We start from the raw sequence: 25367 nt of genomic DNA, 5'->3' as shown, positions 1-25367 counted from the left end.
CGCTTTCGTTGTCCAGCGGTCCTCTGCACAAACCGCGGACAATCACGGCCGAGGCTCCAGCCGCATGTCCCACCAGCCCGCCCAGTCCTGCGCCGCGGTGTCCCCGGCGTCGACCCGGATCCGCAGGCTCGTCGCCCCTTCGTACGGTGATAGGTCGACGTCGAGCCGCGGGGTCCGCCAGTCGTTCCCCACGTCGCGGACGAGCGCCACCCGTCGCGGTCCGCCCTCGTCCAGGACGTACACCGAGAAGTCCACTTCGCCGCCCACCCGGTCACCGGTCGCGAAACCCGGCTCGTCGACGTAGAACCCCACTGACGCCACGAAATGGTCGTTCTCATGAATGGGCCGGGGCAGCGTGAAATCGCCTTCGAGGTAACCATGAGGGACCCATTCCGGGTGGGTCCCCAGCACACGCTCGACGCGGACGCCACTTTCCATGGGAGCCTGGAGCGAGAGGTTGACCGCTCCCGCCTGGACCCGCGACCCCGAGCCCCACGCCACCGGCCCCTGCCCGGACCGCCAGGACGCGGTGCCAGCCAGGGGGATGAGTTCGACGGGTTCGACGGCGCCGCCCCCGCGCAGCAGCACAAGCCCGGCGACCACCACCACGAGCACCACCGCGAGGCCGATCCACCGAACCCGCGTCCCCGGAACCCGCGTCCCCGGAACCCGCGTCCTCGGGACCCTGTCCTCCACCGGGCGGACCGGTGCGGGCGGACGTGCGACCTGGACGTTCAGCTCCCGCCACCGCCGCTCCCACACGGCCTCGTCCCCGCCGCAGGCCCGGACGTACGCGAGTGTGACGTTCAGGGACGGCAGTTCCTTCCCGCCGGCCGCGCTCGCCAGCGCGGACGCCGAGCAGTACGCCTTGGCCGCCAGCGCGCGGTACGGCGGGTTCCCCGCGCCGCGCCGCAGCTCACGGAGCTCATGTGCGAAAGCCTGCACCGGCCCCTCATCGGGGTCGAGCGGCGCTTCCCTCCTGCCCACGCCGCACAGTTGAGCACAGCACGGCCCCCACTGCCAGGGCCGTTCCCGCCCGCGGCCTGAGCGCCGGCTGATCGCGACCCGCCTACAGCGCCGACTGGAACCACACCGTCCTGCCCGACTCGGCGTCGTGGTGCGAGCCCCAGGCGGTCGCGATCACGTTGACCAGCCACAGGCCCCGGCCGCCCTCGCTGTCGGCCTCCACGACCCGGGCCACGGGGGCGCTCGTGGCCGACCCGGCGTCGGTCACCTCCACGTGAACCAGCCGGGAGGAGACGGCCACGCGCACGGTCACCCGCCCACCCGCTGTGCTCCCCGAGGCTGAGTACGTCACCGCGTTGGTGACGACCTCACTCAACAGGAGCAGGACGTCGTCCAGTGCCGGGGGGACGACACGCGTGCCCAGCGGCCCGCGCGCCCACGCCCGTGCCGCCGGCACGGAGGCGACCCCGGCGGGGAAGTCCGCGCTCCACACGTCCGGGCCGGGCATCTCGCCGCCGTGCCGCAGGACCTGCTCGTCCGGCCGCACGACCACCGCCGGCGCGGCCACGCCCGCCGCAGGGCCCGTCCCCGGCGCCGCCGGGCCGCCGGGGCACGAAAGAGCGTTCTCCCGATCACACATAACTCGTCCCCTCGCTGGTCCACGGGCGATGAATTACTTTTCTTTGTCAGCTGAACGAAGAAGGCGTGTGCTTAGATTGCCCCCGTGACCAGCGAACCCAGATCGGAATCGGGCCCCAGAAGATGACCTGTGATGACAGTCGGTTGGTTTAGATAAACCATCGTCCGGCATTACTCCAAAGCTAAAAAGTCCGTTTTTCACCTCTTTCTGGAGGAACGCGATGAGCGTCGAGCCTTTCCCGGGCCCGGAATCCCCCCGCGCGCGTTTCGGTGCCGAGATGCGCCGCCTTCGGGAGGCCGCCCAACTGTCCCAGGCGGCCGTGGCCGCACGGCTGGGCTGCACACAGACCCAGGTGAGCCGCCTGGAGGCCGCCACCCGTACCCCGTCGGTGTCCGACGCCGAGCGGCTGGACCGGCTCTTCGGCTCGGGCGACAACACTTTCTTCACCGACCTGCGTCAGCGCATCGTCGCCCGTCCCAGCGGGCCGTCATGGTTCATGGACTGGGCCGACGAGATCGAGCCGGCTGCCCGTGTCCTCTGGTCCTGGGACCCTCTGCTGGTCCCCGGCCTCCTCCAGACCCCGGCCTACGCCCGGCACATCTTCCACCAGGAGCCCCAGATCGCCCCTGAGGAGGTGGAGGCACGCATCGAGGCCCGCGCGCAGCGGCAGGGCATCCTAGACCGCGATGATCCACCCCTGCTCGTGGCGCTCGTCGACGAGGGTGTGCTGCGTCGTCAGGTCGGCGGGCCGGAGGTGATGCGGGAGCAGTTCGACTACCTCCTGGAAATCACCGAAAAGCCCAACGTCTCCCTCCAGCTCGTCGACCCACACTGCCTCATCGGCTTGCTGGGAGCCTTCATGATTGCCGAGCTCAAGGACGGACGGCCGCCCGCTATTCACGCGGACTCTTCGGCCGAAGGACAGGTGACGACCGAGCACGACATGGTGATCTCGACCCGGAACCGATATGAAGCGATACTGCTCTGGGCCTATCCTGAGCGCATATCCATCCAAATGATCGAGAAAGCGAGGCAGGAATGGACCTGAGTGCCGCCGTGTGGCGGAAGTCGTCTTTCTCTGGCGGTAACGGCGGCCAGTGCGTCGAGGTCGCCGACAACCTGCCCGGCGTGGTCGCGGTACGCGACAGCAAGGTCGCGGATGGGCCTGGGCTGCTTCTCGGTTCCTCCGAGTGGCGGTCCTTCGTCGCCGGCGTCAAGGCGGATGCCTTCATCGCTATGTCCTGACTTGTAGGGATTCGCACTTCTCCCTGATCCGGTAGTGAGCCGTGAGTGCTGAGGGGTGACGGGGCGGCCACTCTTGGTCACGTAAAGTAATTGCAATGCTACTTTGCGTGAGCATAAGCTCGGTTGTGCGGGCCGTTCGCCGGTGCGGGCGGTGGTGGGCCGGTGGCCGGGCGATCATGGTCCCGTTCGGCCGCCGGTGGGCCCGCGACCTTCCGGCAGGTGACGAGAGTGGAGCGTGCGATGGGACGTGGGGTTCGCGGGTGCGTGTTCGGGGTGGTGCTGGTGCTGGGGGTCTGTCTCGGTGGGGTCGCTTCGGCGGATGAGGCGACGTTGACGGCGGTCGAGGTGCTGTATCACACCAATGACGATGACAAGGATCACAACACCGAGTTGTTCACCACGGTGCGGGACAACCGGGGGATCGAGGTGGCGCGGCTGGACGAGCACTTCGGCGACGACACCTGGGACGACGACGAGGACGACGGGCCGTACGGGCTGACGATCGTCGGGCGGGGCACGTGGACGTCCATGAAGGGCGGGCGGCTCGTGATACGGATCCATCCGCAAGGGGGGAGGGGGCATGACACGTGGAAGTTCAACGTGTCGGCCACGCTCTTCTTCTCGGACGGCGAACGGCGGCACGCGGGCGGGCGGAACGAGTACCTGGACCAGAACCGGCAGCAGATCGAGATAGAGATCATCTGAGCGGGGTCCGGGGCGCGGGAGACGGTCGAGCGGGATCCCGGCGCGGGTGGTACGGAGGTTCCGCGCGGGATCCCGGGGCGGGCGGAACAGAGCCGTCCGCAGACGGGCGGGCTCGGCCTCGCGCCGAGCCCGCCCTCAGTTTCGTACTGTCAGTTTCGTACTGTCATCACTGCCGGGTCAGCAGGCCCGGGCGGTAGGGGAGCAGGCCGTATTCGGTGCCGTCGGAGCTGGGGCTGCGGCCTTGGTAGAGGAGCTGGAGGTTGCAGGGGTCGACGGTGAAGGTCTGGTCGGCGCTGACGCGGATCAGTTCACCGTGGCTGATGTCGTTGGTCCAGGTGGCGCCGCTGTTGGCCTTGCCGGCGAACGGGTTGCTCTCGGTCGCGGCGTTGGGGGTCCAGGTGCCGCCGAGGCTGGTGGCGGTGAAGGAGCGGAAGTAGCGGCCCTGGGAGCCGATGGCCTCCACCAGCATGAGGTAGCGCTGCTGGCCCTGGAGCTTGTAGACCTGGACCGCCTCGAACAGGTTGTTGGTCGTGTCGGTCATGATCGTGGTGTAGGTGGAGCCGAAGCTGCTGGGGAAGTTGCCGATCGGCATGCTTTGCCGGTAGACCCGGCCGTTGTCGCCGTTGAAGAACAGGTACATGTTCTGGTCGTCGGCGATGAGGGTCTGGTCGATCGGGCCGGTTTGTGAGTTGGAGATGCTCGCGGTGGACAGGGTCTGCTGCGCCGACCAGCCGTTGGGGTTGGTGGGGTCGCTGGAGGTCCGGTACGAGAACGCGGTACCGCCCCACTGGTAGGCCAGCACCCAGATGTTCCTCGGGGCGAAGTAGAACAGCGTCGGCGCGACGGTGCCGGAGCTCATCGCGTTCTGGCTGGCCGAGCCCAGGTCGGTCAGGTTGGCGACGGTGCTGAAGTTCATCGAACCCCAGCTCGACCCGAAGTCGTGCGTCGTGGCGTAGACGAGATGCCTGCCCTGGTACGGCGCGACGGTGAAGTCCTTCAGCGAGACCCAGCCCGACCTCGGCTGCGCCAGCGGGCCCGTGGAGGTCCAGCGGTACGACGACGGGAGCTGGCACGTGCCGGTCGGCGTCGGGGTCGGCGTGGGGCTGCCGGTCGGGGTGACGGTGGGGGTGGGGACGGTGCCGCCGGTCCAGTTCCACTGCTGGTTGGTGTTGCCGTGGCAGGAGTACATCTGGAGCAGGACGCCGTTGGCCGTGCCGGCGCCCGTGGCGTCGATGCAGAGGCCGGACTGCACGCCGGTGATGGTGCCGTTGGAGTTGACGCGCCACTTCTGGTTGTTGCCGCCGTGGCAGGAGTAGATCTGGACCCTGGCGCCGTTGGCGGTGCCGCCGGCGTCCATGCACTTGTTGCCGTAGACGCGGAACTCCTGGGCGGAGGTGTAGGTCCACTGCTGGTTGGCGTTGCCGTGGCAGTCCCAGATGTTGAGCTGCTGGCCGTCGGTGGTGCTGTTGTTCGGCACGTCCACGCAGCGTCCGGATCCCACGCCTCTGATCTGCCCGGTACCGGTGCCACCGGTCGGCGTGGCGGTCGGGGTGACCGTCGGCGTGACGGTTGGCGTGACGGTCGGGCTCGGAGTCGCGGCGTTGAGTGCGTTGAGCACCGAGGTGTACGCGGGCTTCTTGTTGCCGCTGCCGTCGAACAGCAGGGCGGCGGCGCCGGACCCGAGCCAGGAGTCGGTGTCGCGCACGCCCCACACGGTGATGCCGGTGCAGCGGGGTACCGCCAGGCAGTCGTTGGTCACCGCGGCGTAGGTCTGGGCGGAGCCGCCCTGGATGTCCAGCTCGGTGATCTGCACGTCGACGCCGAGGGCGGCGAAGCTGGAGATGGTGGTGCGGTAGTTGCTGTTGTAGGCGCTGTTGGCGTTGAAGTGGGACTGCAGGCCCACGCAGTCGATCGGCACGCCGCGCTGCTTGAAGTCGCGCACCATGTTGTACACGGCCTGGGTCTTGGCCCAGGTCCAGTTGTCGATGTTGTAGTCGTTGTAGCAGAGCTTGGCGGCCGGGTCGGCGGCCCGCGCGGTGCGGAACGCGACCTCGATCCAGTCGTTGCCGGTGCGCTGCAGGTTGGAGTCGCGGCGCCCGCCGGAGTTGCCGTCGGCGAACGCCTCGTTGACCACGTCCCAGGCGTAGATCTTGCCCCGGTAGTGGCCCATGACGCCGTTGATGTGGTCGATCATCGCCTGGCGCAGACTGCTGCCGCTGAGTGACTGCATCCATCCGGGCTGCTGGTTGTGCCAGGCCAGTGTGTGGCCGCGCACGCGCTTGCCGTTCTGCACGGCCCAGTTGTAGATGCGGTCGCCCTGGGTGAAGTTGAACTGCCCCCGGTTGGGTTCGGTGGCGTCGATCTTCATCTCGTTCTCGGCCGTGATCATGTTGAACTCACGGTTGGCGATCGTGGTGTACTGCGAGTCGCCGAGCTTGCCCGCGGCGATCGCGGCGCCGAAGTACCGGCCGCTCTGCGCGGCCGCCGCGCCGAGCGTGCTCTCCGCGGCACCGGCCGCGGTCGGCACCGTCAGCGCCGTGACGGCGACAAGGACGCCGGCCGCGCCGGCGATCATGGCCCGTAGGCCTGTGAGGGGTCGCCGGTGTCCCGGCGTGGGTATGGCGTTCGTGCCCATGACTGAGTGCTCCAGACCTAATCACGGAAAGGCGGACACGCGGGGAGGTCACCCCACGCGATCGACGCCGCGTCCCGTGATCAGGGAACGCACACCACCAGGGCGTCGCGGACGGCGGTCCCTGCCGTGGGCCACCACATGGCACAAGGGAACCGCCTTGGGGACACAGTGTGGAAACCATGACGAAACATGTCAAGTGCCGTGAGAAAGTTTCAGCGATATGTCCTCCCTGTCACCATCGGCGCATGCCGATAGTGCCTGGTGAGCCGCGTGCCCTTCTGTCGTCCCTCCGTGGGCGCGGTGTGCCTGCCTTGACGATCGCCTGCGCCACGTATTGGCTCGGCCCTGCCACCACAGCATTCCGGCAGAGATGGAACCGCGACAGAAAGAATGATGTTAGCGCTAACAGGCGACGGACCCACCACCTTATGGTCACGGCGCGGGGCGGCCCAGGACAGACACCACGTCTTTGGAGTCGTTCCCCGCGGGGGACGAGGGTGGCGGCATGCCGCCGGCCGGCCCGGACCCCCCTGAGGTCACGAGCTACGGGAACCCCGATGGGACAAGCGGCACCGTCGATGGTGAGACGGTTACGGCGAGCGGTTACGGAGTAGCATCTAGCCGTGCACAGTGCCGGGCGTTCGACGGGGATGCGGGGCAGCAGGGCCGACCAGGCCGACCAGCGGCGGGCCGAGTTGCTGGAGGCCGCGCGCCGCGTCGTGCTGGAACGCGGCATCTCCAGCACCCGCGTCGCCGACATCGCCAAGGCGACCAACGTCAGCGGCGGGCTGATCCACTACCATTTCGCCACCAAGGACGACCTGATCACCGCGATGCTCCGCTCGACCATCGACGGCGAGGTGGTGCGGCTCGGCGAGATCGTGCGCGACTCCGGGCCCGCGGTGGAGCGGCTTGACCGTGTGCTGCGCTTCTACATCCCGCGCACCCGTTCCGACCAGAGCTGGATCCTGTGGATCGACGCCTTCGCCGCGGGGCTGCGCGAGGCGGTGCTCCAGGAGATCCTGCTGGAGCTGGAGTCCGCCTGGATCGGCGCCCTCCGCCAGGTCGTCGAGGCCGGCGTCGAGTCGGGCGAGTTCACCTGCGACGACCCCCAGGGCGCCGCGGAGCGCCTGGACGGCATGCTCGACGGCCTGATCATCCGCTACACCCTGCACCCGAGCGTGTTGTCCCGCAAGCGCGTGCTGGAGCACGCCCGCATCGCCGCCGCCCGCGAGGTGGGCCTGCCCCGCTCGGCCTTCCCCGCCTGAGCCCGCGGCGGTTCACGCCGGAGTGGCCGTCACCGCCTGAGCCCGGAGCGGCTCACGCCGGAGGGCCCGCGCGCAGCCCCGCGAACACGATGGCGAGGGTGCGTTCCTGCAGGCCGGGGTCCCAGCCGGAGCGCAGCGCGCCCTGGCACGTGGCGGTGAGCAGCGCCAGCACCTCGTCGAGGCGGATCTCGGGGCGTACGGCGCCGCACTCCTGCGCCCGCGCCAGCAGGGTCCCGACGGCGGAGCCGAGGGTGAGCACCGGCCCGGTCACCTCCAGCTCGGCGCCGGTGCCGGCGGCCAGCAGGTCGGCGACGGTCTTCTTGGCCGCGGCCTGCTCCACCATGCGGCGGAAGAAGACGAACAGCGACGTCGCGGGGTCGCCGTCCGCGGCCAGGGCCCCGGCCTCCTCGGTGAGCCGTTCGAGCAGGTCCTTGACGATGGCCTGGAGCAGGTCCTTCTTGGTGGGGAAGTGCCGGAAGACCGTGCCGATCGCCACGCCGGCCCGGGCGGCGACCTCCTCGGTGGACGCCGACGCGCCCTTCTCGGCGAAGACGGCCGCGGCCACGGCGAGGATGCGGGCCCGGTTGCGCCGCGCGTCGGCCCGCAGGCGGGGTTCAGGCATGGGGGTCCCGTTCCGTTGACAACATGAGTCACCACTCACTATTTTCCAACATGAGTAGCCACTCATTTTAACCGGCTGAAGGGACCCGCCATGCCCACCCCCCGCGAGCTGTTCGAGAACCACGCGGTGTTCGGCGCCGACGAGGACGTCCTGGCCGAGGACCTCGTCGTCGAGACGCCGTTCGCCCCGCCCGGCCGCCCGCGCCGCTGGGAGGGCAGGGACGAGTGGCTGGCCTTCGCCCGCCCCGGCCGGGCGGCCTTCCCGTTCGAGCTGCGCAGCCGCGGCGTGGTGGTCCACGAGACCGCCGACCCCGAGGTGATCGTGGTCGAGTACGAGCTCGGCGGCACGCTCCCCGGCGGCCACGAGGCCTGGGCGCCGTTCATCGGCGTGCTGCGCGCCAGGGACGGGAAGGTCGTGCACTGGCGCGAGTACCAGAACGCCATCGCGATCGCCGCCGCCACGGGGGGCCTGCCGGACCTGCTGGCCTCGCTCCGGGCGGGGAACGCTATTGACACCGGTCACGCCACTGAGTTGACTGGATGACCAGTCAGCATAAGAGTGACCTGGTGGTGCCATGACGTCCCTGGTACGGCTCACGCCGAGACAGGCCGAGCTGCGCGAGCGGGCCCGGGCCTTCGTCGACGAGGAACTGCTGCCGCACGAGGAGGCCGCCGAGCTCTCCGGGGGGCGCCTGCCCGCCGGCGTCGTGGACGGCATCATGAAGGCCGCCGTGCGGGCCCGCCTCAACGGCGGCAGGCACGCCGCCGCGCACGGCGGCCAGGGCTGGTCGGCCGTCGACTACGTCGTGGCGCACGAGCAGCTCGGCCGCAACACCAACGGCCTGTGGTGGTGGGTGCCCGACGCCTACAACGTGCTGTCCGCGGGCACCCCCGAGCAGATCGACCGCTACCTGCGGCCCGCCCTGCGCGGCGAGGGCTGGCTGTCGTACGCCGTCACCGAGGAGCACGCCGGCTCCGACCCCGCCGGCATCCGCACCACCGCCCGCCGCGACGGCGACGGCTGGCGGCTCGACGGCGAGAAGTGGTTCGTCACCAGCGGCGACGTCGCCGCCGCGCACATCGTGGTCGCCCTCGCCGAGGGGCACGGCCCCACCCTGTTCATCGTGGACGCCGGCACCGAGGGCCTGGCGTTCACCGATGACCCGCCCTTCACCCACACCTTCCCGCACGGCCACCCCACCCTGCGCCTGGACGGCGTCCGCGTGGGCCCGGGAGCGGTGCTCGGCCCCCTCGGCGGCGCCGACGACCTGCAGCGCGCCTGGTTCGTCGAGGAGCGCCTCGGCATCGCCGCCCACTGCGTCGGCGCCATGAGCCGCCTCCTGGAGGAGTCCGTCGCCTGGGCCTCCACCCGCGTGCAGGGCGGCGTGCCCATCATCGAGCACCAGGGTGTCGCCTTCCCCCTGGCGGACTCGGCCGCCGACGCCGCCGCGGCCCGCCTGCTGGTCTACGAGGTGGCCACGCTCACCGACTCCGGCGCCGACCCCAAGATCGTGCACGCCAAGGCCTCCCTGGCCAAACTGTTCGCCAGCGAGGCCGCGTACCGCTGCGCCGACCGCGCCGTCCAGACCTTCGGCGGCCGCGGCTACATGCGCACCACCCCCGCCGAACGCTTCCTGCGCGAACTCCGCGTGGACCGCATCTGGGAGGGCACCAGCGAGATCCAGCGCCTCGTCATCGCCCGCTCGATGACCCGCCGCGGCGTCCCGTCCGTCATCACCTGACCGCGGCGTCAGCCGCGGGGGTGCTGCCGCCCCCGGGGCAGGGACCAGCCCGTGAGGAGGAGGAACACGGCCAAGGCGGGGAGGATCGAGTAGTTCCAGATCTGCTCCCTGAGCACCATCAGGGCGGCGGCCGCGGTGACGTCGGCGGCGAGCAATGTCCAGTACAGCCACCGCCGCCCGTCGTGCGCCGGGTCGCCGGACCGCGCCAGCCGCAGGCAGATCAGGCCTCCGGACAGGACGAAGAAGAAGGCGCTCACGGGCATGTTGGCCAAGGCTTGGGGCGTGACGTCGCCGGCGGCACTGAGCGAGTCCCAGGCGACGATGTGCAACCACGCGACCCAGAGAAGGGGGACATGGAGCAGGGTGACGCCCCAGGGGGCGAGCCAGGCGAGCGCCGGGCGGTGCGGCGGTGCGGCCGGAGCGGGAGCATGGTGTCCGCCGTACGACGTGGCTTGGCCGTAGGGCGCGGCCGGGCTGTACGGCGCGGCCTGGCCGTATGCCTGGTACGTGGAGCTCTGAGGGGAAGCGGTGTACGGCAGGCTGGGGGAGGAGGATTCACCGCTCCGCGACCGGGCGCGTTCTCGCCGGTCGGCCCGCCACCCGTCCACGGCCACCAGGGTCGCCACGAGGGTGAGAAGCGGGACCACCACGATGTTCATGACGGTCTGGACCGTGTCCATCGGGACAGCATCCCACCGGCGTGAAGCCTCTACAAGGAGCGCCGGCCGTCCCCGTCGAGCACCCCGGTCAGCCGTGCCGTCAGTTCCCGTACACCCTCGGACGGCAGCGACCTCACCTCGCGGGCCGAGACGGCGATCTCGCGCTCGCCGCGGGTGAGCCGTACGGTGACCTCCTCCGGGCGGGTGTCCAGCCACCGCACCACCATGCCGGCGAGCGCCGCCAGTGCCTCGTGCGACTCCAGGGTCACCTGTAAGGAGTCCGCCAGGGGGCCGAGGCGGTCTCCCTCCGTCTCGACCTCCACGATCCGAGCGCGGCCTCTGATGGCGCGTTCCCTGATCACCCACGTGTGCAGCTCACGCAGCTCACCGGCGCTCTCCGACCATGCGGTGACCACGAACGTCATATGTCCTCATCACTGGAAGCCGATAAACATCATCCAGTGTGACGCCGGACCGTCGGTAACCGATGACTCCTGAATCTCAATCAGGGATTCATGTCGTGCGCACGGTCGCCACGACGGCGAGAAGGCATCCCGCCGTGTAGAGGATCGCCACGATGGAGAACACCGTGCGGGGGGTGAGGATCTCCGCGATCGGGCCGCTCATGGCGAGGCCCACGGCGCCGGCGGCCAGCACGACCGTCACGAAGGCCGACGTGCCCTGGGTGCGCAGCCCCGGCGGGATGCGTTCGATCTGCATCGCCGCGCCGGGGCCGTTCAGCAGGCCGAGGAACACCCCCGCGAGCAGCAGCATCACGCCGAGCGTCACCAGGCGGGTGTCCACGGCGAGCACCCAGAGCGCGAGCGGTTCGAGTACGCACCCGGCGAGGATGAGCTGGGTCCCGGTGAACCGCCGCAGCAGCATGAACACGACCACGTTGCCCACGACGGCGCCGCCGCCGAAGAGCATCAGCAGCACTCCCGCCGTGCTCGCCTCCCCGCCGTACCGCAGGAACGCCATGACGGGGATGGCCGCCAGCACGATCTGCACGGCCATCTCGCACGCGCACTGCCCGGCCGTCCACGGCCGCAGCACGCGGTCCCGCAGCAGCACGAGCAGCCCGGCGAACACCTTCGACGGCGCGCCCCCCGCCGGGCCGGTGTGCCGCACGGCCAGCGTGACCAGCAGCGACGCCACCACGAAGCTGACGGCGTCCAGCACCAGCACCTGCGCCGCCCCCACCCAGGCGATGAGCACCCCCGCGACCGCGGGCCCGAGCAGCGCCGCGCTGCGGGCGGCCCCGACGAGCAGCGTGTTGGCTCGCTCCAGCGCCCGCTGGTCGTCCCCCACCAGGGACGGCAGCAGCACCCGCTGCGCGGCGTGGTAGGGCGCGAAGAACGAGCCGACGAGGAAGACGATGACGAGCAGCGCGGGGAACGACAACGCGTCCGCGGCGTGCAGGACCGGCACGAGCCCGATCAGCATGCCCTGGGCGAGGTCCGACACCTGCAGCACGCGGCGGGGGGTGAACCGCGCGGCGAACGCGCCCCCCGGGATGCCGCAGATCGCCATGGCGGCCATCTGGGTGGCCAGCACGGCGCTCATCTGTCCCGCCGACGCCGTCGTCTCCAGCACGAACCACGGCAGGGCCAGCCGCGTGGCGTGGTTCCCCGTGACCGAGATGACCTCGGCCATGAGCAACGCCGTCAGAGGAGCCCGCGCCACCAGCGCGGGTCACATCGAGGCCATGTCCCGCAGGGCGGCGGTGGAGTCCCGGCGGCGCAGGACGAGCCAGGCGAGGACGAGGGCCAGGGCGGAGGCGGCCAGCAGCAGGGTCGCCAGGGCGTTGAGCGCGGGGGTGGGGGCGGTGCGGACGGCGCTGTACAGCTTGATGGGGACGGTCATCGAGGAGGCGTCAGGGGACAGGAACGCGCTGATCACGAAGTCGTCCATGGAGGAGGCGAAAACGATCATGGCACCGGCGAACACGGCCGGGGTGAGCAGGGGCAGCACGACCAGGCGCAGCGCCTCGATCCGGGAGGCGCCGAGGTCGCGGGCCGCGGTCTCGTACTCGTCGCCGACGGAGGCGAGCCGGGAGCGGACGATCACCACGACGTAGGAGACGGAGAACGTGACGTGGCCGAGCACCTGCGCCGGGCGGCCGAGGGGCACGAACAGGTAGAGGTTCGTGAAGACCAGGTACAGGGCGCTGCCCATCACGATCTCGGGGGTGGCCAGGGGAAGGAGCATCAGGCCGTTGGCCGCCCCGCCGGCGCGCCCGCGCCACCGCGACAGGCCGATGGCCAGCGCGACGCCGAGCGGGGTGGCGACCAGGGTGGTCAGCGCCGCCAGGACCAGGCTGTTGACCAGCGCGGTGTGCAGGCCGGGGTCGGCGGCGACCGACGCGGGGTCCCCGGCGTACCAGCGCAGGGAGAAGCCCTGCCAGGTGCTGCGCGACCGGCCCGCGTTGAAGGAGAACTGCACGGCCACCAGGACCGGGACGATCGACCAGACGACGTACAGCCAGGTGAGGGTGGCGAGCACGACCGGCCTGCGGCGGGCGGCGCGCCCGCGGGAGCGTTCCTTGGTCATGTGAGGTCGCGTTCTGCTCGGCGGGTGGCGATCAGGTAGTAGGCCATGAGGGCCATCAGCAGGGCGGACAGCAGCAGCACCAGACTGGCCCCGAGTTCCTTCCTCGACCCCCCGAGGAGGTAGAACTCGATCTGGTTGCCGATCATGGTGGTGGTGGGGGAGCCGGAGACCAGGGTGGTGGTGTAGTAGTCCCCGAACATCGGCAGCGCGGTGATGGCGGCGGCGGTCAGCAGGCCGTGGCGCGACAGCGGCAGCGTGACGTGCCAGAACGCCCGCGCGCCGGTGCAGCCGAGGTCCCGCGCCGCCTCCAGCAGCCGCTCGTCCACCCGGTCGAGGGTGGAGAACAGCGGCACGATGAAGAACGGGATGTAGCCGTAGACCAGCGCGAGGACCACGGTGGAGGGGTTGCCGGACAACCAGCGCACGGGCTCGCTGATCAGGTGGCCGGCCAGGAGCAGATCGTTGACGTAGCCGTCGTCCTGGAGCAGGTTGAGCCAGGCCAGCATGCGGGTGATGTAGTTGATCCACCACGGTGCGAGCACCAGCGCCAGCAGCAGCCCCTTGCGCCGCCCGGCGTGCCTGGCGAGGTAGTACGCCACGGGGTAGCCCACCAGCACGCACGCGGCCAGCGCGACGGCGACGTACAGCAGGGTGCGGAGGAAGACCGGCTGCAGGTCGCCGGTGACGCTGCGCCCGAGAACGTTCCCGAACGCGGTGAAGTCCCAGTACCTCGGGTCCCACTCGGGGACCGGGGCGTTGAAGAGCGGGTCGGTGTACCCGAACGCCACCGCGGCCACCGCGTAGAACGGCACCGCGAACAACGCGAGGATCCATGCCGTCCCCGGCGCCGCCAGCGCCGCCCACAGACCCGTGCGCGCCACCGAGCCGCGGTTCCGCCCCGGGGCCTTCTCGCTCCTCGCCGCCCCGGGCTCCGTCACCCTCACCCGTTCGTTCACCGCCTCACCGTCCGAACCTCTATCGTCTCCCACCTCCTCGCCGTTGCGCCGCCCCGATGTCCGGCACCGGCCGTCGCGCGATCGTCAGCGGCCGGCCTTGAACGCGGCCCAGGCGTCGTTCCACAACGCCTCCGCCGGCGGGCTGATCTGGAGGATCTGCAGGCTGCGGGCGTAGACCTCGGGGGTGACGATCGTGGACTTGAGCTGTTCGGTGACGAAGCCGTCGCCGGCCATCTTCTCGGGCGTGATGGCGGTGAGGGCCGGCTGGTAGCCGGTGTAGGAGAAGTTCTGCTCGGCGACCTCCGGGTCGAGCAGGTGGTCGAGGAACATGTGGGCGAGCACCGGCTTGGACGCGGAGCGGGGGACGGCCATGGTGTCGGTGCCGACCACGCCGAGGGACGCGTCGGGGTACCAGTAGCCGAGCACGCCGGAGTCCACGCCCTTGGGCAGGTAGGCCTGAGCGTTGATCATGTCGCCGGACCAGCAGTGGTGCACCGTGGCCTGGCCCTCGGCGACGAGCTGGTAGGCGGTGATGCCCAGCTTGATGTTGGTCCGCGGGATCAGGCCGGTCAGCCACGCGCCGGCCTGCTTGATCTTGGCGGGGTCCTCGGTGTTGATGTCGGTGACCCCGTTGCGCAGCATGGCCAGCGCCAGCCCCTCGCGGGCGTCGTCGATGAGGTACGCCTTGCCCTTGTAGGCGGTGTCCCACAGCAGGTCGTACCCGTTGGCGGGCACGGTGGACACCCGGTCGGCGCGGTAGCCGACGCCCGAGGTGTAGGCGTTGTACGGCACGGTGTACCGCGAGCCCTTGTCGTAGAACGGGTCGCGCAACTGCGGCCAGACACCCGCGAGGTTCGGCAGGTAGGAGGCGTTGAGCGGCTGCAGCAGCTTGCCCACCGCGATCTTGCCGACCACGTCCGGCGTGGGGAAGCACACGTCGAAGCCCTCCCCGGCGGTGCGCAGCTTGGCGATCATCTCGTCCATCGTGGTGAACACGGTGACCTCGACCTCGACGCCGTGCTCCTTGCCGAACGCCTTGCACACGTCCGGCGCGATGTACTCGGCGTAGTTGAGGAGCCTCAGCTTCCCGCCCTTCTCGGGGGAGAGCCCGCTCGCGACGGCGGGCACGTCGGAGTGGAGGGGCAGCGTCGCGGGGGCGGTCGGGCGGCTCAGCGGCACGGCGGACGCCCCGGCGGCGGACCGCCGCGGCCGCTCGCCGCCGCAGGCCGCCGTCAGCCCGGTCAGCCCTGCGGCCAGGAGGAATCGGCGCCGGTTCAGAGGTTCGCGGGGGTGGGGGGGCATGCGCGGCTCATTTCCGGCGTCAGGTCACCTCTTGCCAGACTGACTGGTTAACCAGTTAGTCTGGTGAGGAGGGTCTGCCGCCACAAGGCTCTCAGACCATATTTTCCAGGTCGTTACGGGGGAAACCGTACCCCTCGAATGTGGCAGGAAGGGCCCGGCCAGTGGACCGGAGCGCAGACAACCGAACACGCGGAACCTACGACGCCATCATCGTCGGCGGCGGGCACAACGGACTCGTCGCCGCCGCCTTCCTCGCCAGGGCGGGACTGCGGCCCCTCGTGCTCGAGGCCCGCGCCGTCACCGGCGGCGCGGCCACCACCGAGACGCCATGGGGACCGGAGTTCAAGGTCACCGCGCTGTCGTACGTGATGAGCCTCATGCCCCCCACCATCGTCAACGGCCTGCGGCTGCCCGAGCACGGCTACCGGGTGGTCCCCATGGGCCCCGACTTCATGCCCTTCCCCGACGGCAGGTCGCTGCTGCTCACCGGGGACGAGGGCCACGACCACGCCCAGCTCTCGGCGTTCAGCGGCAGGGACGCCGACGCCATGCCCCGGTACGAGGCCTGGTTGCGCGGCGTCAGCGACGTGCTCGCGCCGCTGCTGATGAAGACCCCGCCGAACGTCGGCTCCACCCGTCCCCGCGACCTGATCGAGCAACTGCGCCTGGCCTGGGCCATGCGCGGCCTGCGCACCCGGGGCGCCGCCGACGCCGTCCGCCTTTTCACCATGTCCATCTCCGACCTGCTGGACGAATGGTTCGAGTCGCCGCAGGTCAAGGGCACCATGGCCATCAACGGCGTCATCGGCACCTGGGCCGGCCCGGCCGAGCCCGGCACGGCGTACGTCATGATGCACCACACCATCGGCGACGTCGGCGACGGCAAGATGGGCGGCTGGGGCTACCCGATCGGCGGCATGGGCGCGGTGTCGGCCGCGATCCGCCGCTCCGCCGAGGCGTCCGGGGCGCACGTGCTCACCGACGCCAGGGTGGCGCGCATCCTGGTGCGCGGCGGCCGGGCGGGCGGCGTCGCGCTGGCGGACAGCCGCGAGTTCACCGCACCGGTGGTGGTCGCCGCCACCCACCCGAGGATCACCTTCCTGGAGCAGGTGGAGCGCGCCGAGCTGCCGGACGACTTCGTGGCCGACATCGAGCGCTGGCGGTCCCGCAGCGGCGTCGTGAAGATCAACGTCGCGCTGTCGCGGCTGCCCCGCTTCACCGCACGCCCCGACCTCGCCCCCGAGCAGCTCAGCGGCTCGGTGGAGCTGTGCCACGACCTGGAGTACGTCGAGCGGGCCTTCCAGGACGCCCGGGAGGGCCAGCCGGCCGCGGCGCCGTTCTCCGACAGTGTCATCCCGTCGATCCTCGACCCGAGCCTGTGCCCCGAGGGCACGCACATCATGTCGATGTTCACCCAATGGGTGCCGCACACCTGGGCCGCCGAGCCGCGCCGGGCCGAGCTGGACGCGTACGCCGACCGGGTGATCGGCCTGTACGACGACCTCGCCCCCGGCTTCAAGGCGTCGGTGCTGCACCGGCAGGTGATCGGGCCGCACGAGATGGAGCGGGAGTACGGCCTGGTCGGCGGCAACATCTTCCACGGCGAGCTGTCCACCGACCAGCTCTTCCACCTGCGCCCCGCCCCCGGCTACGCCGGCTACACCACGCCGGTGCGCGGGCTGTACCAGTGCTCCTCCGCCACGCACGGCGGTGGCGGGGTCACCGGCATCGCCGGATACCTGTGTGCCAAGCGAATCCTGCGCGACCGGAGGTGGCGTCGATGACCCGTACGGCCGGGGGGCGCACCGCCCCCCTCGACCTGGACGGGGTGCGCGCCGCCATGGCCGCGCCGGGCACGATGCTGCCCGCCGCCGCGTACCTGTCCGACGACGTGCTCGCGTTCGAGCGCGAGGTGATCCTCGCCGGCGGGTGGGTGTGCGCGGGGCGGTCCGCCGACCTCGGGCCCCGCTCCCGCACGGCGGTCGCCGTGGGGGACGACAGCGTGCTGCTGGTGCGCGACGAGCACGGCACCCTGCGCGGTTTCTACAACGTCTGCCGCCACCGCGGCCACGAACTGCTGCCGTGCGGCTCGCGGGCCACCGGCCGCTTCATCGCCTGCCCGTACCACAACTGGGTGTACGACCTGACGGGCGCGCTGCACCGCCTGCCGCGCGACCACGGCGGCGCCTTCGACATGAGCGGGCTCGGCCTGGTGCCCGCCGCGGTGGAGGAGTGGCACGGCTTCGTCTTCGTCAACGCCTCCGGCGACGCGCCGCCGCTGAAGGAGTACCTCGCCGGGCTGGAGGAGATCGTCGCGCCGTACGGCATGGAGCGCCTCACGGTGGCCGCCTCGCACGAGTACGACCTCGCGGCCAACTGGAAGCTCGCGGTGGAGAACTACCACGAGTGCTACCACTGCCCGGCCATCCACCCCGAGCTGTGCCGGGTCTCCCCGCCCGACAGCGGGGACAACCACCCGCCTGCCGGGCTCTGGGCGGGCGGCAGCATGACCCTGGTGGACGGCGCCGACACCATGTCGATGACCGGCGCGTCCGGCGGGGTGTACCTGCCGGGCGTCACCGGCACGTCGCGGCGCAAGGTCGAGTACATCCAGCTCTTCCCGAACCTGCTGCTCAGCATGCACCCCGACTACGTCATGACCCACGTGCTCGAACCGGTCGCCGCGGGACGGACCAGGGTCACCTGCCAGTGGCTGTTCCCGCCCGAGGCGGCGGGCACGGACCCGTCGTACGCGGTGGACTTCTGGGACGTCACCAACCGCCAGGACTGGGAGGCGTGCGAGGGCGTGCAGCGCGGCGTGGCGTCGCGCGGCTACGTGCCCGGCCCGTTCGCCCCCGAGGAGGAGGTCACCCACCGGTGGATCGCCTGGGTCGGCGCCGCTTACCTGACCGGCCGGTTGCCGGCGGTCGAAAGGAACGAAGATGTCCGTCGCCAGTGAACCCGTCGTCGACCAACGAGATCTCGGCCTGCTGGACACGCTGATCGCGGCGGAGGAGGCGGTCTTCCTCGCCCGCACCTCCGAGTCGCGCCGCGTGCGGGCCGCCAGCGCCGACGTGCTGCCCGGCGGCGTCGTCTCCAACTGGCAGGACGCCCCGCCCGGCACGGTGTGGATCTCCCACGGCGCCGGCTCCCGGGTCGTCGACGTGGACGGCACGTCCTACGTGGACCTGCACGGCGGCTTCGGCGTGGGCCTCGCCGGGCACGCGCACCCGGCGATCGTGGAGGCGGTGTCCGACCGGGTGCGCCGGGGCACCCACTTCGCGCAGCCCACCGCCGACGCGGTCGTGGTGGCGCGCGAGCTGGCCCGGCGGTTCGGGCTGCCGCTGTGGCGGTTCGGCAACTCCGGCACCGAGTCCACCATGGACGCCGTGCACCTGATGCGGGCCGCCACCGGCCGCATGAAGATCATCAAGGTGGAGGGCACCTACCACGGGCACCACGACAGCGTGCAGGTGTCGGTGTACCCCGACCCGGAGAGGTCCGGCCCGGCCGGGCGGCCGTACTCGGTGCCGACCGGCCCGGCGGTGCCGCCCGCGCTGGCGCAGCTCACGCTGGTGGTGCCGTTCGGCGACCTGGAGCCGGTGGAGCGGCTGCTGGTGGAGAACCCCGGCGAGATCGCCGGCATGATCATCGAGCCGATCATGATGAACATCGGGCTCGTCCCGCCGCCGGACGGCTACCTGGCCGAGCTGAAGCGGCTGCTGCACCGGCACGGCGCGTACCTGGCGTTCGACGAGGTCAAGACCGGTCTCGCCGTCTCGCGGGGCGGGGCGGTCCAGTGGTCCGGCGTGGTGCCCGACCTGCTCTGCCTGGCCAAGGCCCTGGCCGGCGGCATCCCGTGCGGCGCGATCGGCGGGGTGCCGGAGCTGATGGGCATGATCTCGGACGGCACCTACGAACAGGTGGGCACGTTCAACGGCAACCCGCTCACCATGGCCGCCGCCCGCGCCATGCTGTTCGACATCCTGGACGACGGCGCGTACCGGCACTTCGAGCGGCTGCGGCGCGTCATGTCCGACGGCGCCGAGGAGATCCTGCACCGGTACGGCCTGCCCGGCCACGTGCGCTCCTACGGGGCCAAGGGCGCCGTCATCTTCCACGACCGGCCGTTGCGCGACTACCGCGACTTCGTGCTGTACCCCGACCAGTGGGGCAACGCGCACTGGCTGTACCAGCACAACGGCGGGGTGTTCCTGCCGCCGTGGGGCAAGTGCGAGCAGTGGACGATCTCGGTGCAGCACACCGAGGCCGACGTGCGGCGCTTCGTCGGCAACCTGGAGCGGATGGCGGCGCACCTGCGTCCCCGGTGACCGGCGGGCACGGCGGGCCCGGTCGGCTCAGGCGGGCATCGCGGCGAGCAGGTACGCCAGCCGGGCGGCCGCGGCGTCGATGTCCTCCACCGTGCCGAGGCGGTACCCCCACGAGGTGACGAACGCGCCCTCGGGGCTGCACGTGACGATCTCGTGCAGGTTGTTGCTGAAGCGGTTGCGCACGCGCACGCTCGCCGGGGAGCCGTTCACCACGCGGACCGCGAGGTCGATGTGGATGCGGGTGGAATCCGCGAAGCGCTCAAGGCAGGACATCGTGTCGAGCACCGGCCTCACCTCCGCATCACCCGGGGAGGTAAGGATTGCATGATCTTGTGATTTCCGGCAAGCAATTGTGCGGATCAAGGCCCCGATTGTTTCGAGTATTCGACCAGTACGCGGACGATGAGCTCGCGGGCCTGTTCCTGGAAGACCGAGGCGGCCCGCAGCTCCTCGAACGCCGCCGCGTAGAACGTGACCTCCTCCGGGTCGCGCAGCAGCAGCTCCTTGGTGCGGGTGGCCACGCCCACCAGCGTGTCGTTGTAGATCCAGAAGCCGTTCAGCGGCGCCGACGGCAGCTCCACGCCGAACGGGATGAGGCCGAACTCGACGTTCGGCAGCGTCGTCACCGCGAGCAGCCGGTCGAGCTGCCCGCGCATCACCTCGTCCGGCGCGAGGCGGTAGCGCAGCGCGGCCTCCGGCATCAGGAAGTGGAAGCGCCGCGCCGGGTCGTAGAGGATCTCCTGGCGGCGCATCCGCACCCGGATGGCCGCGTCCACGTCGTCGCCGGTGCCCTGGAGGCGGCGCACCTTGGCGAAGATGTTCCGGGCGTACTCGGCGGTCTGCAGCAGGCCGATGATCACGCCAGGCTCGAACACCCGGAAGAAGCGGGTGCGGGCCTCCAGCTCGCGGACGTCCTCCTGCAGGGCGGCGAGGCCGGACTTGTACCGCTGCCGCCAGGAGTCCTGCCGTTCGATCAGGGTGACCGCCTGCGCGATCAGCTCGTCCATCACCTCCGGCGGCGCGCCCACCGCCTGGCCCCAGACGACGACGTCCTCCTCGGACGCGCTCTGGCGGGCGTTCTCGATGCGCGACACCTTGGACGCCTGCCAGCCGAGCCGCGCCGCGAGGTCCTTGCCCGACATCTGTGCGGTCTCACGCAGTTGCCGGAGCTGCGAGCCCAGGTGGACCCGCGCCTGCTGAAAGCCGCTCACACGTACCTCCCTCCGGCTCGGGCGTCGGACTCGCACGAGGGTAGACCCGGTGCGCGACTCCTGCCATAGGGATCTCCCTATTCGTGATCAGAGCGATGTCACCGCAGGTGAGGGCTGGGCCTGTTTCCCGCACGAGCCCGGAAAGCCGCTGGCCGGGCGCCGTGTGCCACCGGGCGCCGGTGAACGATCGCCGCAGGTCGTCGAGGGCGGTGTGCGGAGAACGGGCCTAGGGAAGGAGCCGGCGGGCGATCTCGGTGAGCAGCTCGCGGGGGACCTCCACCGCGGTCTCGCCCTCCAGCACGTGCCGCAGGTCGGCGCGGGCGTCCGGATCGGTCACCGCCATCCCCTGCACGACGATCGTGCCTCGGTCCGTCTCGTACAGCGACGGGCAGGCACCGGCCTCCGACAGGGACCCGAGAAAGCGCAGACGCATGGATGTCCTTCCCCCGAAGGGAGATAATGCCGCAATTGCGCGCAATTGTAGAGCATCCATGCGTTGCGAACGGCTGTGCGAGGCGAGGTAGACCGGTTGGGTTGGTGTCGGGTCAGTCCCCGGTCACCCCGTCCGCCATCTCGCGGAGGATGTCGATGTGCCCGTTGTGCCGGGCCGTCTCCTCGATCAGGTGGTGGTAGATCCACCGCAGGTTGACGTGCCGCCCGTCCCTGAGCGGCCTCTTCGTCCAGGTGTCCAGGTCCACGTCCCGCAGCAGCGTGCGGTACCGCTCGCACTGCTCCGCGTACTCGGCCAGCAGCCGCGCCAGCGGGATCTCCACCGCGATCCGCATCTCCCGGTCCGGATCGTCGTCCGTCCACGGCCCGGCGTCCTCCTCGCCGAACAGGCGCACCTGGATCCAGTGGTACTCCACCCACCGCAGATGGCTCACCAGCCCGCTGATCGACATCAGCGGCGACGTCGCCAGCGGCGCGCTGCGGGCGTTCTCCTCCGACAGCCCTTCGCACTTGGCGTGCACGGTGGCCCGGGTGTAGTCGAGGAGGTGCTCCAGAACCGCCCGGTCGTCCCAGGCGTCAGGTATGTCAGTTCGTGTCACAGTCGCCGAGCATGCTGGGCCACCCGGCGGCCTGTCCACCGGTTATCCGGCCGGTGACCTGCCACTCCGGCCGTGCGTGCCTCACCGCGGCGTCTCGGGGCGGGCCGGCAGCACGTCGAAGTGCACGACGACCTTGGCGGTGGCCGGGGCCGGGGTGAAGGGGGACTCCGCCTCGCGGCGGTCGGACAGCTCGCGGTAGAGGGCGAGCACCTCGTGCACCTGGCGGGACATCTCGGTCACCTCCTCCAGGGTCAGGCGCAGCGACCGGCGGGTGAGCCCGCCGGCCTCCATCCACTCGGCGGGGAGTGAGGGCTCCTCCGCCCGCCAGCGGGTCAGCTCGGCGGCGCGGTGATGCACCAGGTGGTCCATCAGGGTCTCGACCGCCGAGGCAGTCTCCGGCTCTGCGTCCGGCGGAGGGCCGAAGGAGAACCCGCCCGGGGTGACGCGCCAGTACTTCTCCTTGCCCTTGCCGAGGCCGGGGACCTGCTCGATCATGCCGTGCTTGGCCAGCTCACGCAGGTGGTAGCTGGTCACGCCGGTGTTCTCCCGCAGGCGCTCGGCCAGCCGGGTGGCGGTGGAGGGGCCGTGCTCGTCGAGCAGCTCGTACAGGCGCAGGCGGGTGGGATGCGCGAACGACTTCAGCGCGTGCGCGTCGAGGGTGCGTGCGGAGAAGCTCTTGCCTTCCATCAGTGTGCACACCTATCTTTGCAAAGGAATCTATGCACATTTCTGCTTGCACACACCTTACCGGAGGAGCCGTGACCACCGACAGGACCTCCACCTCCCGTACCGCGGCGACCGCGACAAGCTCGTCATCCGTCACCGTGGCCACCGACAGGACCTTCACCTACCTGTGGGCCTCCACCGGCCTGTCCAACCTGGCGGACGGCGTGCTGAAGGTCGGGGCGCCGCTGCTCGCGGTGAGCCTCACCCGTTCGCCCTTCCTGGTGTCGCTGACCGCGGTGGCCGCTACCCTGCCGTGGCTGCTGTTCACCCTGCACGCCGGCGCCGTCGCCGACCGCCGGGACCGCAGGCGCGTGATGGCCCTCACCCACTGGCTGCGCGCCGGGACACTCGCCGTCACGGCGCTCCTCGGCGTCCTCGGCCACCTGACGCTGCCCGTGCTGCTGGTGGCGCTGCTGCTCGTGGGGACCGCCGAGGTGTTCGCCGACACCAGCGCCCAAGCCGTCCTCCCCATGACGGTCCCCCCGGAGCGCCTCGCCCCCGCCAACGGCAGGATCGTCGGCGCCCAGACCGTCGGCAACGACTTCCTCGGCGCCCCCGCCGCCGGCCTCCTGGTGGGCCTGGGCGCCGCCGCCCTGTTCGCCGCCCCCGTCGCCGTCTACGCCGCCGCCGCCCTCCTCCTCCTGGGCATGCGCGGCCGCTTCCGCCCCCACCACGTCTCCACCCGCCCTCTGCGCTCCGACATCGCCGAAGGCCTCCGCTACCTACGCGGTCACCGCATCCTGCGCTCCGTGGCCCTCAGCGCCGGCATCCTCAACCTGGCCAACGCCGCCTACTGGGCCGTCTTCGTCCTCTACGCCGTCGGCCCGCACACCCCCCTGGCCCTCACCCCCACCGCCTACGGCCTCCTGATGACCGCCATCGCCACCGGGATCCTCCTCGGCTCCCTGACCGCCCACCACGTCATCACCCCCCTGGGCGACAAACACACCCTCCTGCTCACCTGGCTCGTCAACAGCCTCCTGCTCCTGGTCCCCGTCCTGACCCCCCACCCCGCCGCCACCTACACCGCCGCCGTCCTGATCGGCATCACCAACGCCATCTCCAACGTCATCGTCCTCTCCCTGCGCCACCGCCTGATCCCCGAGAACCTCCTGGGCCGAGTCAACTCCGCCTACCGCCTGATAGGCATGGGCGGCCTCCCCCTGGGCGCCGCCCTAGGCGGCCTCCTGGCAACCCTCACCACCCTCCCCACCGTCCTGACCACCACCGCGACCCTCTGCCTAGCCGGCCTCCTCCCCGTCGCCCACACCCTCCCAGCCACCACCCCATCCCCTCACCCCACCCCCGCCCCACCCTCCTGACCGTTGCCCCTGCCTGCGGTGCGCGCTCATGGCGCCCCCCGCGTCGCGTCCCAAGCCGAGCTGGCGATTGCCCACGGCGGCGCCGCCGGCGCGCCCCCGTCCCCTCGCCCCGTCCCTGTCCCCCCTTCCTTGGCGTTGCCGTCTGTCTGTGTTGCGCGCTCGTGGCGGTCCCGCGTCGCGGGACATGGCGAGTCGGCAGTTGCCCGCCGCGGCGTCGCCTGCGCGCTCCGACACGGCGGCGTCGCCTGCGCGCCCCGGCACGTGCCTGTACGCCCCTGAATCGGCGCCGCGTCGGCGGGACGGGGTACGGCGAACTCGGCGCCGCTGTACGGCGGGACACCGGTGTAGGAGTTACCGGGTAATGGCGAGTCGGCAGTTACCCGCCGCGGCGTCGCCTGCGCGCTCCGACACGCCGGCGTCGCCTGCGCGCCCCGGCACGTGCCCGTACGCCCCTGAACCGGCGCCGCGTCGGCGGGACGGGGTACGGCGAATTCGGCGCCGTTGTACGGCGGGACACCGGTGTAGGAGTTACCGGGAGGGAAAGAGATGCGCGGGGAGGGGGACGGGCTGGGCGCGGAGTTGCTCGCCCAGTGCTTTGGCTTGGGGGTCGAGGCGGGGGCTGGCGGCTACACCGCGGCCCAGCAGGCCGTGGATGACGAAGTTCAGGGCCAGGAGGTTGGGGAGTTCGTAGCGGTCGATCGTCAGGTCCCCGGTCTCCGGGAGGAGCTCTCGTAGGCGGTCGGTGGTGAGGTAGACGCTCAGCCAGGTGTACTCGTCCGGGGTGCGGACCCAGACGCCGAGGTTGGCGTTGCCGCCCTTGTCGCCGGAGCGGGCACCGGCGATCGTGCCCAGAGGGGTCCATCGGACATCGGTGCTGTCCGGTCCTGGGGAGGGTTCCCCGCCGTAGGGCGGCGCCGGGATCGCCGTGCCACGTCCCGCCGCGTCGGCGCCGGAAACAGGTGCTGCTGGGACGTGCGGTGAGCGCGCGGCGGACTCCGGGGCCGAGGCGGGCCCCGGCCCCGGGGCGGCGGCGGGGGCGGGGGCCGCGGCCACGACGGGGGACGGAGCCGGGGACGGAGCCGGCGATGGGGCGGAGGGTGGGGCGGGGGGTGGCTGCGCGGCCGCGCGGGGTTGCTGGTCCGGGTGGCCGGACAGGTGGATCTCGGGGTGGACGGCGCTGGTAGGGACGGTGGTGGGCCAGTAGATGCCGTAGGGGGAGGCGTCGCCGGGAGGGGTGAGGGCGTAGAAGCCGGGGTAGCTGGCGAGACCCGTCTCCACCACGGCGGAGGAGAAGGTGCGGCCGGCCAGGCGCTGGTCGGGGGACATCACCGTGATGCGGAGGAGGGCGGTGGCCGCAGGGGAGGGAAGGCTGGGGGCGGTGCGAGATGAGGGGGTGGTGTGGTCGGTGCGAGATGAGGGGGTGGTGTGGTCGGTGC

General features: G+C 71.1%; 25 protein-coding genes and 1 pseudogene. 10 read left to right on the top strand and 16 right to left on the bottom strand.

The genetic code is table 11. From position 1 onward, the window contains the following. Positions 1-42: 42 nt before the first annotated feature. Together ABGB17_RS35350 and ABGB17_RS35345 are read right to left on the bottom strand one after the other, a co-directional pair. A complete protein-coding gene (locus tag ABGB17_RS35350; RefSeq protein WP_347638063.1) occupies positions 43-987 on the bottom strand; it encodes a hypothetical protein in 945 nt (314 codons plus the stop codon). 82 nt (positions 988-1069) lie between these two features. Beyond that, positions 1070-1606 carry an ATP-binding protein gene (locus tag ABGB17_RS35345; RefSeq protein ID WP_347638061.1) on the bottom strand — a complete coding sequence of 179 codons (537 nt, stop codon included), beginning with the start codon at positions 1604-1606 and terminating at the stop codon, positions 1070-1072. A gap of 220 nt (positions 1607-1826) precedes the next feature. On the opposite strand from ABGB17_RS35345, the gene ABGB17_RS35340 reads away from it, so the two are divergent. The 3 genes from ABGB17_RS35340 to ABGB17_RS35330 all read left to right on the top strand — a co-directional run bounded on the left by ABGB17_RS35340 (position 1827) and on the right by ABGB17_RS35330 (position 3556). Further along, positions 1827-2654 carry a helix-turn-helix transcriptional regulator gene (locus tag ABGB17_RS35340; protein WP_347638059.1) on the top strand — a complete coding sequence of 276 codons (828 nt, stop codon included), beginning with the start codon at positions 1827-1829 and terminating at the stop codon, positions 2652-2654. After that, the gene (locus tag ABGB17_RS35335; RefSeq protein WP_347638057.1) at positions 2645-2851 is read left to right on the top strand and encodes a DUF397 domain-containing protein; all 207 of its coding nucleotides are present in this window, start codon (positions 2645-2647) and stop codon (positions 2849-2851) included. Before ABGB17_RS35340 ends, ABGB17_RS35335 begins: the two co-directional genes overlap by 10 nt. A 240-nt stretch (positions 2852-3091) precedes the next feature. Then, positions 3092-3556: a hypothetical protein gene (locus ABGB17_RS35330; protein WP_347638055.1), complete on the top strand. Its 465-nt coding sequence runs from the start codon at positions 3092-3094 to the stop codon at positions 3554-3556. 166 nt (positions 3557-3722) lie between these two features. On the opposite strand, the gene ABGB17_RS35325 is transcribed toward ABGB17_RS35330, so the two are convergent. Continuing rightward, positions 3723-6131, bottom strand: coding sequence for a non-reducing end alpha-L-arabinofuranosidase family hydrolase (locus ABGB17_RS35325; RefSeq protein WP_347638053.1), 2409 nt, complete (start codon positions 6129-6131; stop codon positions 3723-3725). A 683-nt stretch (positions 6132-6814) separates the two neighbouring features. On the opposite strand from ABGB17_RS35325, the gene ABGB17_RS35320 reads away from it, so the two are divergent. Next, positions 6815-7459 carry a TetR/AcrR family transcriptional regulator gene (locus tag ABGB17_RS35320; protein WP_347638051.1) on the top strand — a complete coding sequence of 215 codons (645 nt, stop codon included), beginning with the start codon at positions 6815-6817 and terminating at the stop codon, positions 7457-7459. 52 nt (positions 7460-7511) lie between these two features. On the opposite strand, the gene ABGB17_RS35315 is transcribed toward ABGB17_RS35320, so the two are convergent. Beyond that, positions 7512-8081, bottom strand: coding sequence for a TetR/AcrR family transcriptional regulator (locus ABGB17_RS35315; RefSeq protein ID WP_347638049.1), 570 nt, complete (start codon positions 8079-8081; stop codon positions 7512-7514). A gap of 90 nt (positions 8082-8171) precedes the next feature. On the opposite strand from ABGB17_RS35315, the gene ABGB17_RS35310 reads away from it, so the two are divergent. Both ABGB17_RS35310 and ABGB17_RS35305 read left to right on the top strand, forming a co-directional pair. Then, on the top strand, positions 8172-8624 hold the full coding sequence (locus tag ABGB17_RS35310; protein ID WP_347638047.1) for a nuclear transport factor 2 family protein: 453 nt from the start codon (positions 8172-8174) through the stop codon (positions 8622-8624). Positions 8625-8655: 31 nt separating this feature from the next. Next, positions 8656-9822 (top strand): acyl-CoA dehydrogenase, encoded by a 1167-nt coding sequence (locus ABGB17_RS35305; protein ID WP_347638045.1) that lies wholly within the window; start codon positions 8656-8658, stop codon positions 9820-9822. Between the two features lie 8 nt (positions 9823-9830). On the opposite strand, the gene ABGB17_RS35300 is transcribed toward ABGB17_RS35305, so the two are convergent. The 6 genes from ABGB17_RS35300 to ABGB17_RS35275 all read right to left on the bottom strand — a co-directional run bounded on the left by ABGB17_RS35300 (position 9831) and on the right by ABGB17_RS35275 (position 15292). Beyond that, entirely contained in the window at positions 9831-10502 is a 672-nt protein-coding gene (locus ABGB17_RS35300) for a hypothetical protein (RefSeq protein WP_347638043.1), read from the bottom strand. A gap of 29 nt (positions 10503-10531) precedes the next feature. Continuing rightward, entirely contained in the window at positions 10532-10906 is a 375-nt protein-coding gene (locus ABGB17_RS35295; protein WP_347638041.1) for a hypothetical protein, read from the bottom strand. 88 nt (positions 10907-10994) lie between these two features. After that, positions 10995-12167, bottom strand: a complete 1173-nt coding sequence (locus ABGB17_RS35290) for an MFS transporter (RefSeq protein WP_347638039.1) — start codon at positions 12165-12167, stop codon at positions 10995-10997. 9 nt (positions 12168-12176) lie between these two features. Further along, a complete protein-coding gene (locus ABGB17_RS35285; RefSeq protein WP_347638037.1) occupies positions 12177-13034 on the bottom strand; it encodes an ABC transporter permease in 858 nt (285 codons plus the stop codon). Further along, positions 13031-13990: an ABC transporter permease gene (locus ABGB17_RS35280; RefSeq protein ID WP_347638035.1), complete on the bottom strand. Its 960-nt coding sequence runs from the start codon at positions 13988-13990 to the stop codon at positions 13031-13033. Before ABGB17_RS35280 ends, ABGB17_RS35285 begins: the two co-directional genes overlap by 4 nt. A gap of 84 nt (positions 13991-14074) precedes the next feature. Beyond that, positions 14075-15292, bottom strand: coding sequence for a spermidine/putrescine ABC transporter substrate-binding protein (locus tag ABGB17_RS35275; RefSeq protein WP_347638033.1), 1218 nt, complete (start codon positions 15290-15292; stop codon positions 14075-14077). Positions 15293-15453: 161 nt separating this feature from the next. On the opposite strand from ABGB17_RS35275, the gene ABGB17_RS35270 reads away from it, so the two are divergent. From ABGB17_RS35270 to ABGB17_RS35260, 3 genes are read left to right on the top strand one after another with little or no spacing between them, the layout of a single operon-like run. Then, a complete protein-coding gene (locus ABGB17_RS35270) occupies positions 15454-17076 on the top strand; it encodes an NAD(P)/FAD-dependent oxidoreductase (protein ID WP_347638031.1) in 1623 nt (540 codons plus the stop codon). Further along, positions 17073-18251, top strand: a complete 1179-nt coding sequence (locus ABGB17_RS35265; protein WP_347638029.1) for an aromatic ring-hydroxylating dioxygenase subunit alpha — start codon at positions 17073-17075, stop codon at positions 18249-18251. The genes ABGB17_RS35270 and ABGB17_RS35265 overlap by 4 nt, the downstream gene beginning before the upstream one ends. Continuing rightward, positions 18235-19623 (top strand): aminotransferase class III-fold pyridoxal phosphate-dependent enzyme, encoded by a 1389-nt coding sequence (locus tag ABGB17_RS35260; protein ID WP_347638027.1) that lies wholly within the window; start codon positions 18235-18237, stop codon positions 19621-19623. The genes ABGB17_RS35265 and ABGB17_RS35260 overlap by 17 nt, the downstream gene beginning before the upstream one ends. A 27-nt stretch (positions 19624-19650) precedes the next feature. On the opposite strand, the gene ABGB17_RS35255 is transcribed toward ABGB17_RS35260, so the two are convergent. The 5 genes from ABGB17_RS35255 to ABGB17_RS35235 form a co-directional block, all read right to left on the bottom strand. Further along, positions 19651-19908: a hypothetical protein gene (locus ABGB17_RS35255; RefSeq protein ID WP_347638025.1), complete on the bottom strand. Its 258-nt coding sequence runs from the start codon at positions 19906-19908 to the stop codon at positions 19651-19653. A gap of 74 nt (positions 19909-19982) precedes the next feature. Beyond that, the gene (locus tag ABGB17_RS35250; protein WP_347638023.1) at positions 19983-20834 is read right to left on the bottom strand and encodes a helix-turn-helix transcriptional regulator; all 852 of its coding nucleotides are present in this window, start codon (positions 20832-20834) and stop codon (positions 19983-19985) included. Positions 20835-21060: 226 nt separating this feature from the next. After that, positions 21061-21267, bottom strand: coding sequence for a hypothetical protein (locus ABGB17_RS35245; protein ID WP_347638021.1), 207 nt, complete (start codon positions 21265-21267; stop codon positions 21061-21063). Between the two features lie 112 nt (positions 21268-21379). Further along, on the bottom strand, positions 21380-21883 hold the full coding sequence (locus ABGB17_RS35240) for a DinB family protein (protein WP_347638019.1): 504 nt from the start codon (positions 21881-21883) through the stop codon (positions 21380-21382). An 81-nt stretch (positions 21884-21964) separates the two neighbouring features. Continuing rightward, positions 21965-22570: a helix-turn-helix domain-containing protein gene (locus ABGB17_RS35235; protein WP_347638017.1), complete on the bottom strand. Its 606-nt coding sequence runs from the start codon at positions 22568-22570 to the stop codon at positions 21965-21967. Positions 22571-22641: 71 nt separating this feature from the next. On the opposite strand from ABGB17_RS35235, the gene ABGB17_RS35230 reads away from it, so the two are divergent. Beyond that, complete coding sequence (locus ABGB17_RS35230) at positions 22642-23931, top strand: MFS transporter (RefSeq protein ID WP_347638015.1); 1290 nt, start codon at positions 22642-22644, stop codon at positions 23929-23931. 528 nt (positions 23932-24459) lie between these two features. Here the strand turns inward: ABGB17_RS35230 and ABGB17_RS35225 are convergent. Next, positions 24460-25367: pseudogene (locus tag ABGB17_RS35225) on the bottom strand (exopolyphosphatase); the annotation flags it as partial.

It is taken from the genome of Sphaerisporangium sp. B11E5 (assembly GCF_039871875.1).
In the GTDB taxonomy this organism is placed as follows: Bacteria; Actinomycetota; Actinomycetes; order Streptosporangiales; family Streptosporangiaceae; genus Sphaerisporangium.
This window is presented reverse-complemented; position numbering and strand designations above follow the sequence as displayed.

What these genes read in the sequence shown, in the direction of transcription:
- ABGB17_RS35345 (WP_347638061.1), bottom strand. Translation starts at nt 1,606, where the DNA reads ATGTGTGATCGGGAGAACGCTCTTTCGTGCCCCGGCGGCCCGGCGGCG.
- ABGB17_RS35340 (WP_347638059.1), top strand. Translation starts at nt 1,827, where the DNA reads ATGAGCGTCGAGCCTTTCCCGGGCCCGGAATCCCCCCGCGCGCGTTTC.
- ABGB17_RS35335 (WP_347638057.1), top strand. Translation starts at nt 2,645, where the DNA reads ATGGACCTGAGTGCCGCCGTGTGGCGGAAGTCGTCTTTCTCTGGCGGT.
- ABGB17_RS35330 (WP_347638055.1), top strand. Translation starts at nt 3,092, where the DNA reads ATGGGACGTGGGGTTCGCGGGTGCGTGTTCGGGGTGGTGCTGGTGCTG.
- ABGB17_RS35325 (WP_347638053.1), bottom strand. Translation starts at nt 6,131, where the DNA reads ATGATCGCCGGCGCGGCCGGCGTCCTTGTCGCCGTCACGGCGCTGACG.
- ABGB17_RS35315 (WP_347638049.1), bottom strand. Translation starts at nt 8,081, where the DNA reads ATGCCTGAACCCCGCCTGCGGGCCGACGCGCGGCGCAACCGGGCCCGC.
- ABGB17_RS35310 (WP_347638047.1), top strand. Translation starts at nt 8,172, where the DNA reads ATGCCCACCCCCCGCGAGCTGTTCGAGAACCACGCGGTGTTCGGCGCC.
- ABGB17_RS35305 (WP_347638045.1), top strand. Translation starts at nt 8,656, where the DNA reads ATGACGTCCCTGGTACGGCTCACGCCGAGACAGGCCGAGCTGCGCGAG.
- ABGB17_RS35300 (WP_347638043.1), bottom strand. Translation starts at nt 10,502, where the DNA reads ATGGACACGGTCCAGACCGTCATGAACATCGTGGTGGTCCCGCTTCTC.
- ABGB17_RS35295 (WP_347638041.1), bottom strand. Translation starts at nt 10,906, where the DNA reads ATGACGTTCGTGGTCACCGCATGGTCGGAGAGCGCCGGTGAGCTGCGT.
- ABGB17_RS35285 (WP_347638037.1), bottom strand. Translation starts at nt 13,034, where the DNA reads ATGACCAAGGAACGCTCCCGCGGGCGCGCCGCCCGCCGCAGGCCGGTC.
- ABGB17_RS35275 (WP_347638033.1), bottom strand. Translation starts at nt 15,292, where the DNA reads ATGCCCCCCCACCCCCGCGAACCTCTGAACCGGCGCCGATTCCTCCTG.
- ABGB17_RS35265 (WP_347638029.1), top strand. Translation starts at nt 17,073, where the DNA reads ATGACCCGTACGGCCGGGGGGCGCACCGCCCCCCTCGACCTGGACGGG.
- ABGB17_RS35260 (WP_347638027.1), top strand. Translation starts at nt 18,235, where the DNA reads ATGTCCGTCGCCAGTGAACCCGTCGTCGACCAACGAGATCTCGGCCTG.
- ABGB17_RS35245 (WP_347638021.1), bottom strand. Translation starts at nt 21,267, where the DNA reads ATGCGTCTGCGCTTTCTCGGGTCCCTGTCGGAGGCCGGTGCCTGCCCG.
- ABGB17_RS35235 (WP_347638017.1), bottom strand. Translation starts at nt 22,570, where the DNA reads ATGGAAGGCAAGAGCTTCTCCGCACGCACCCTCGACGCGCACGCGCTG.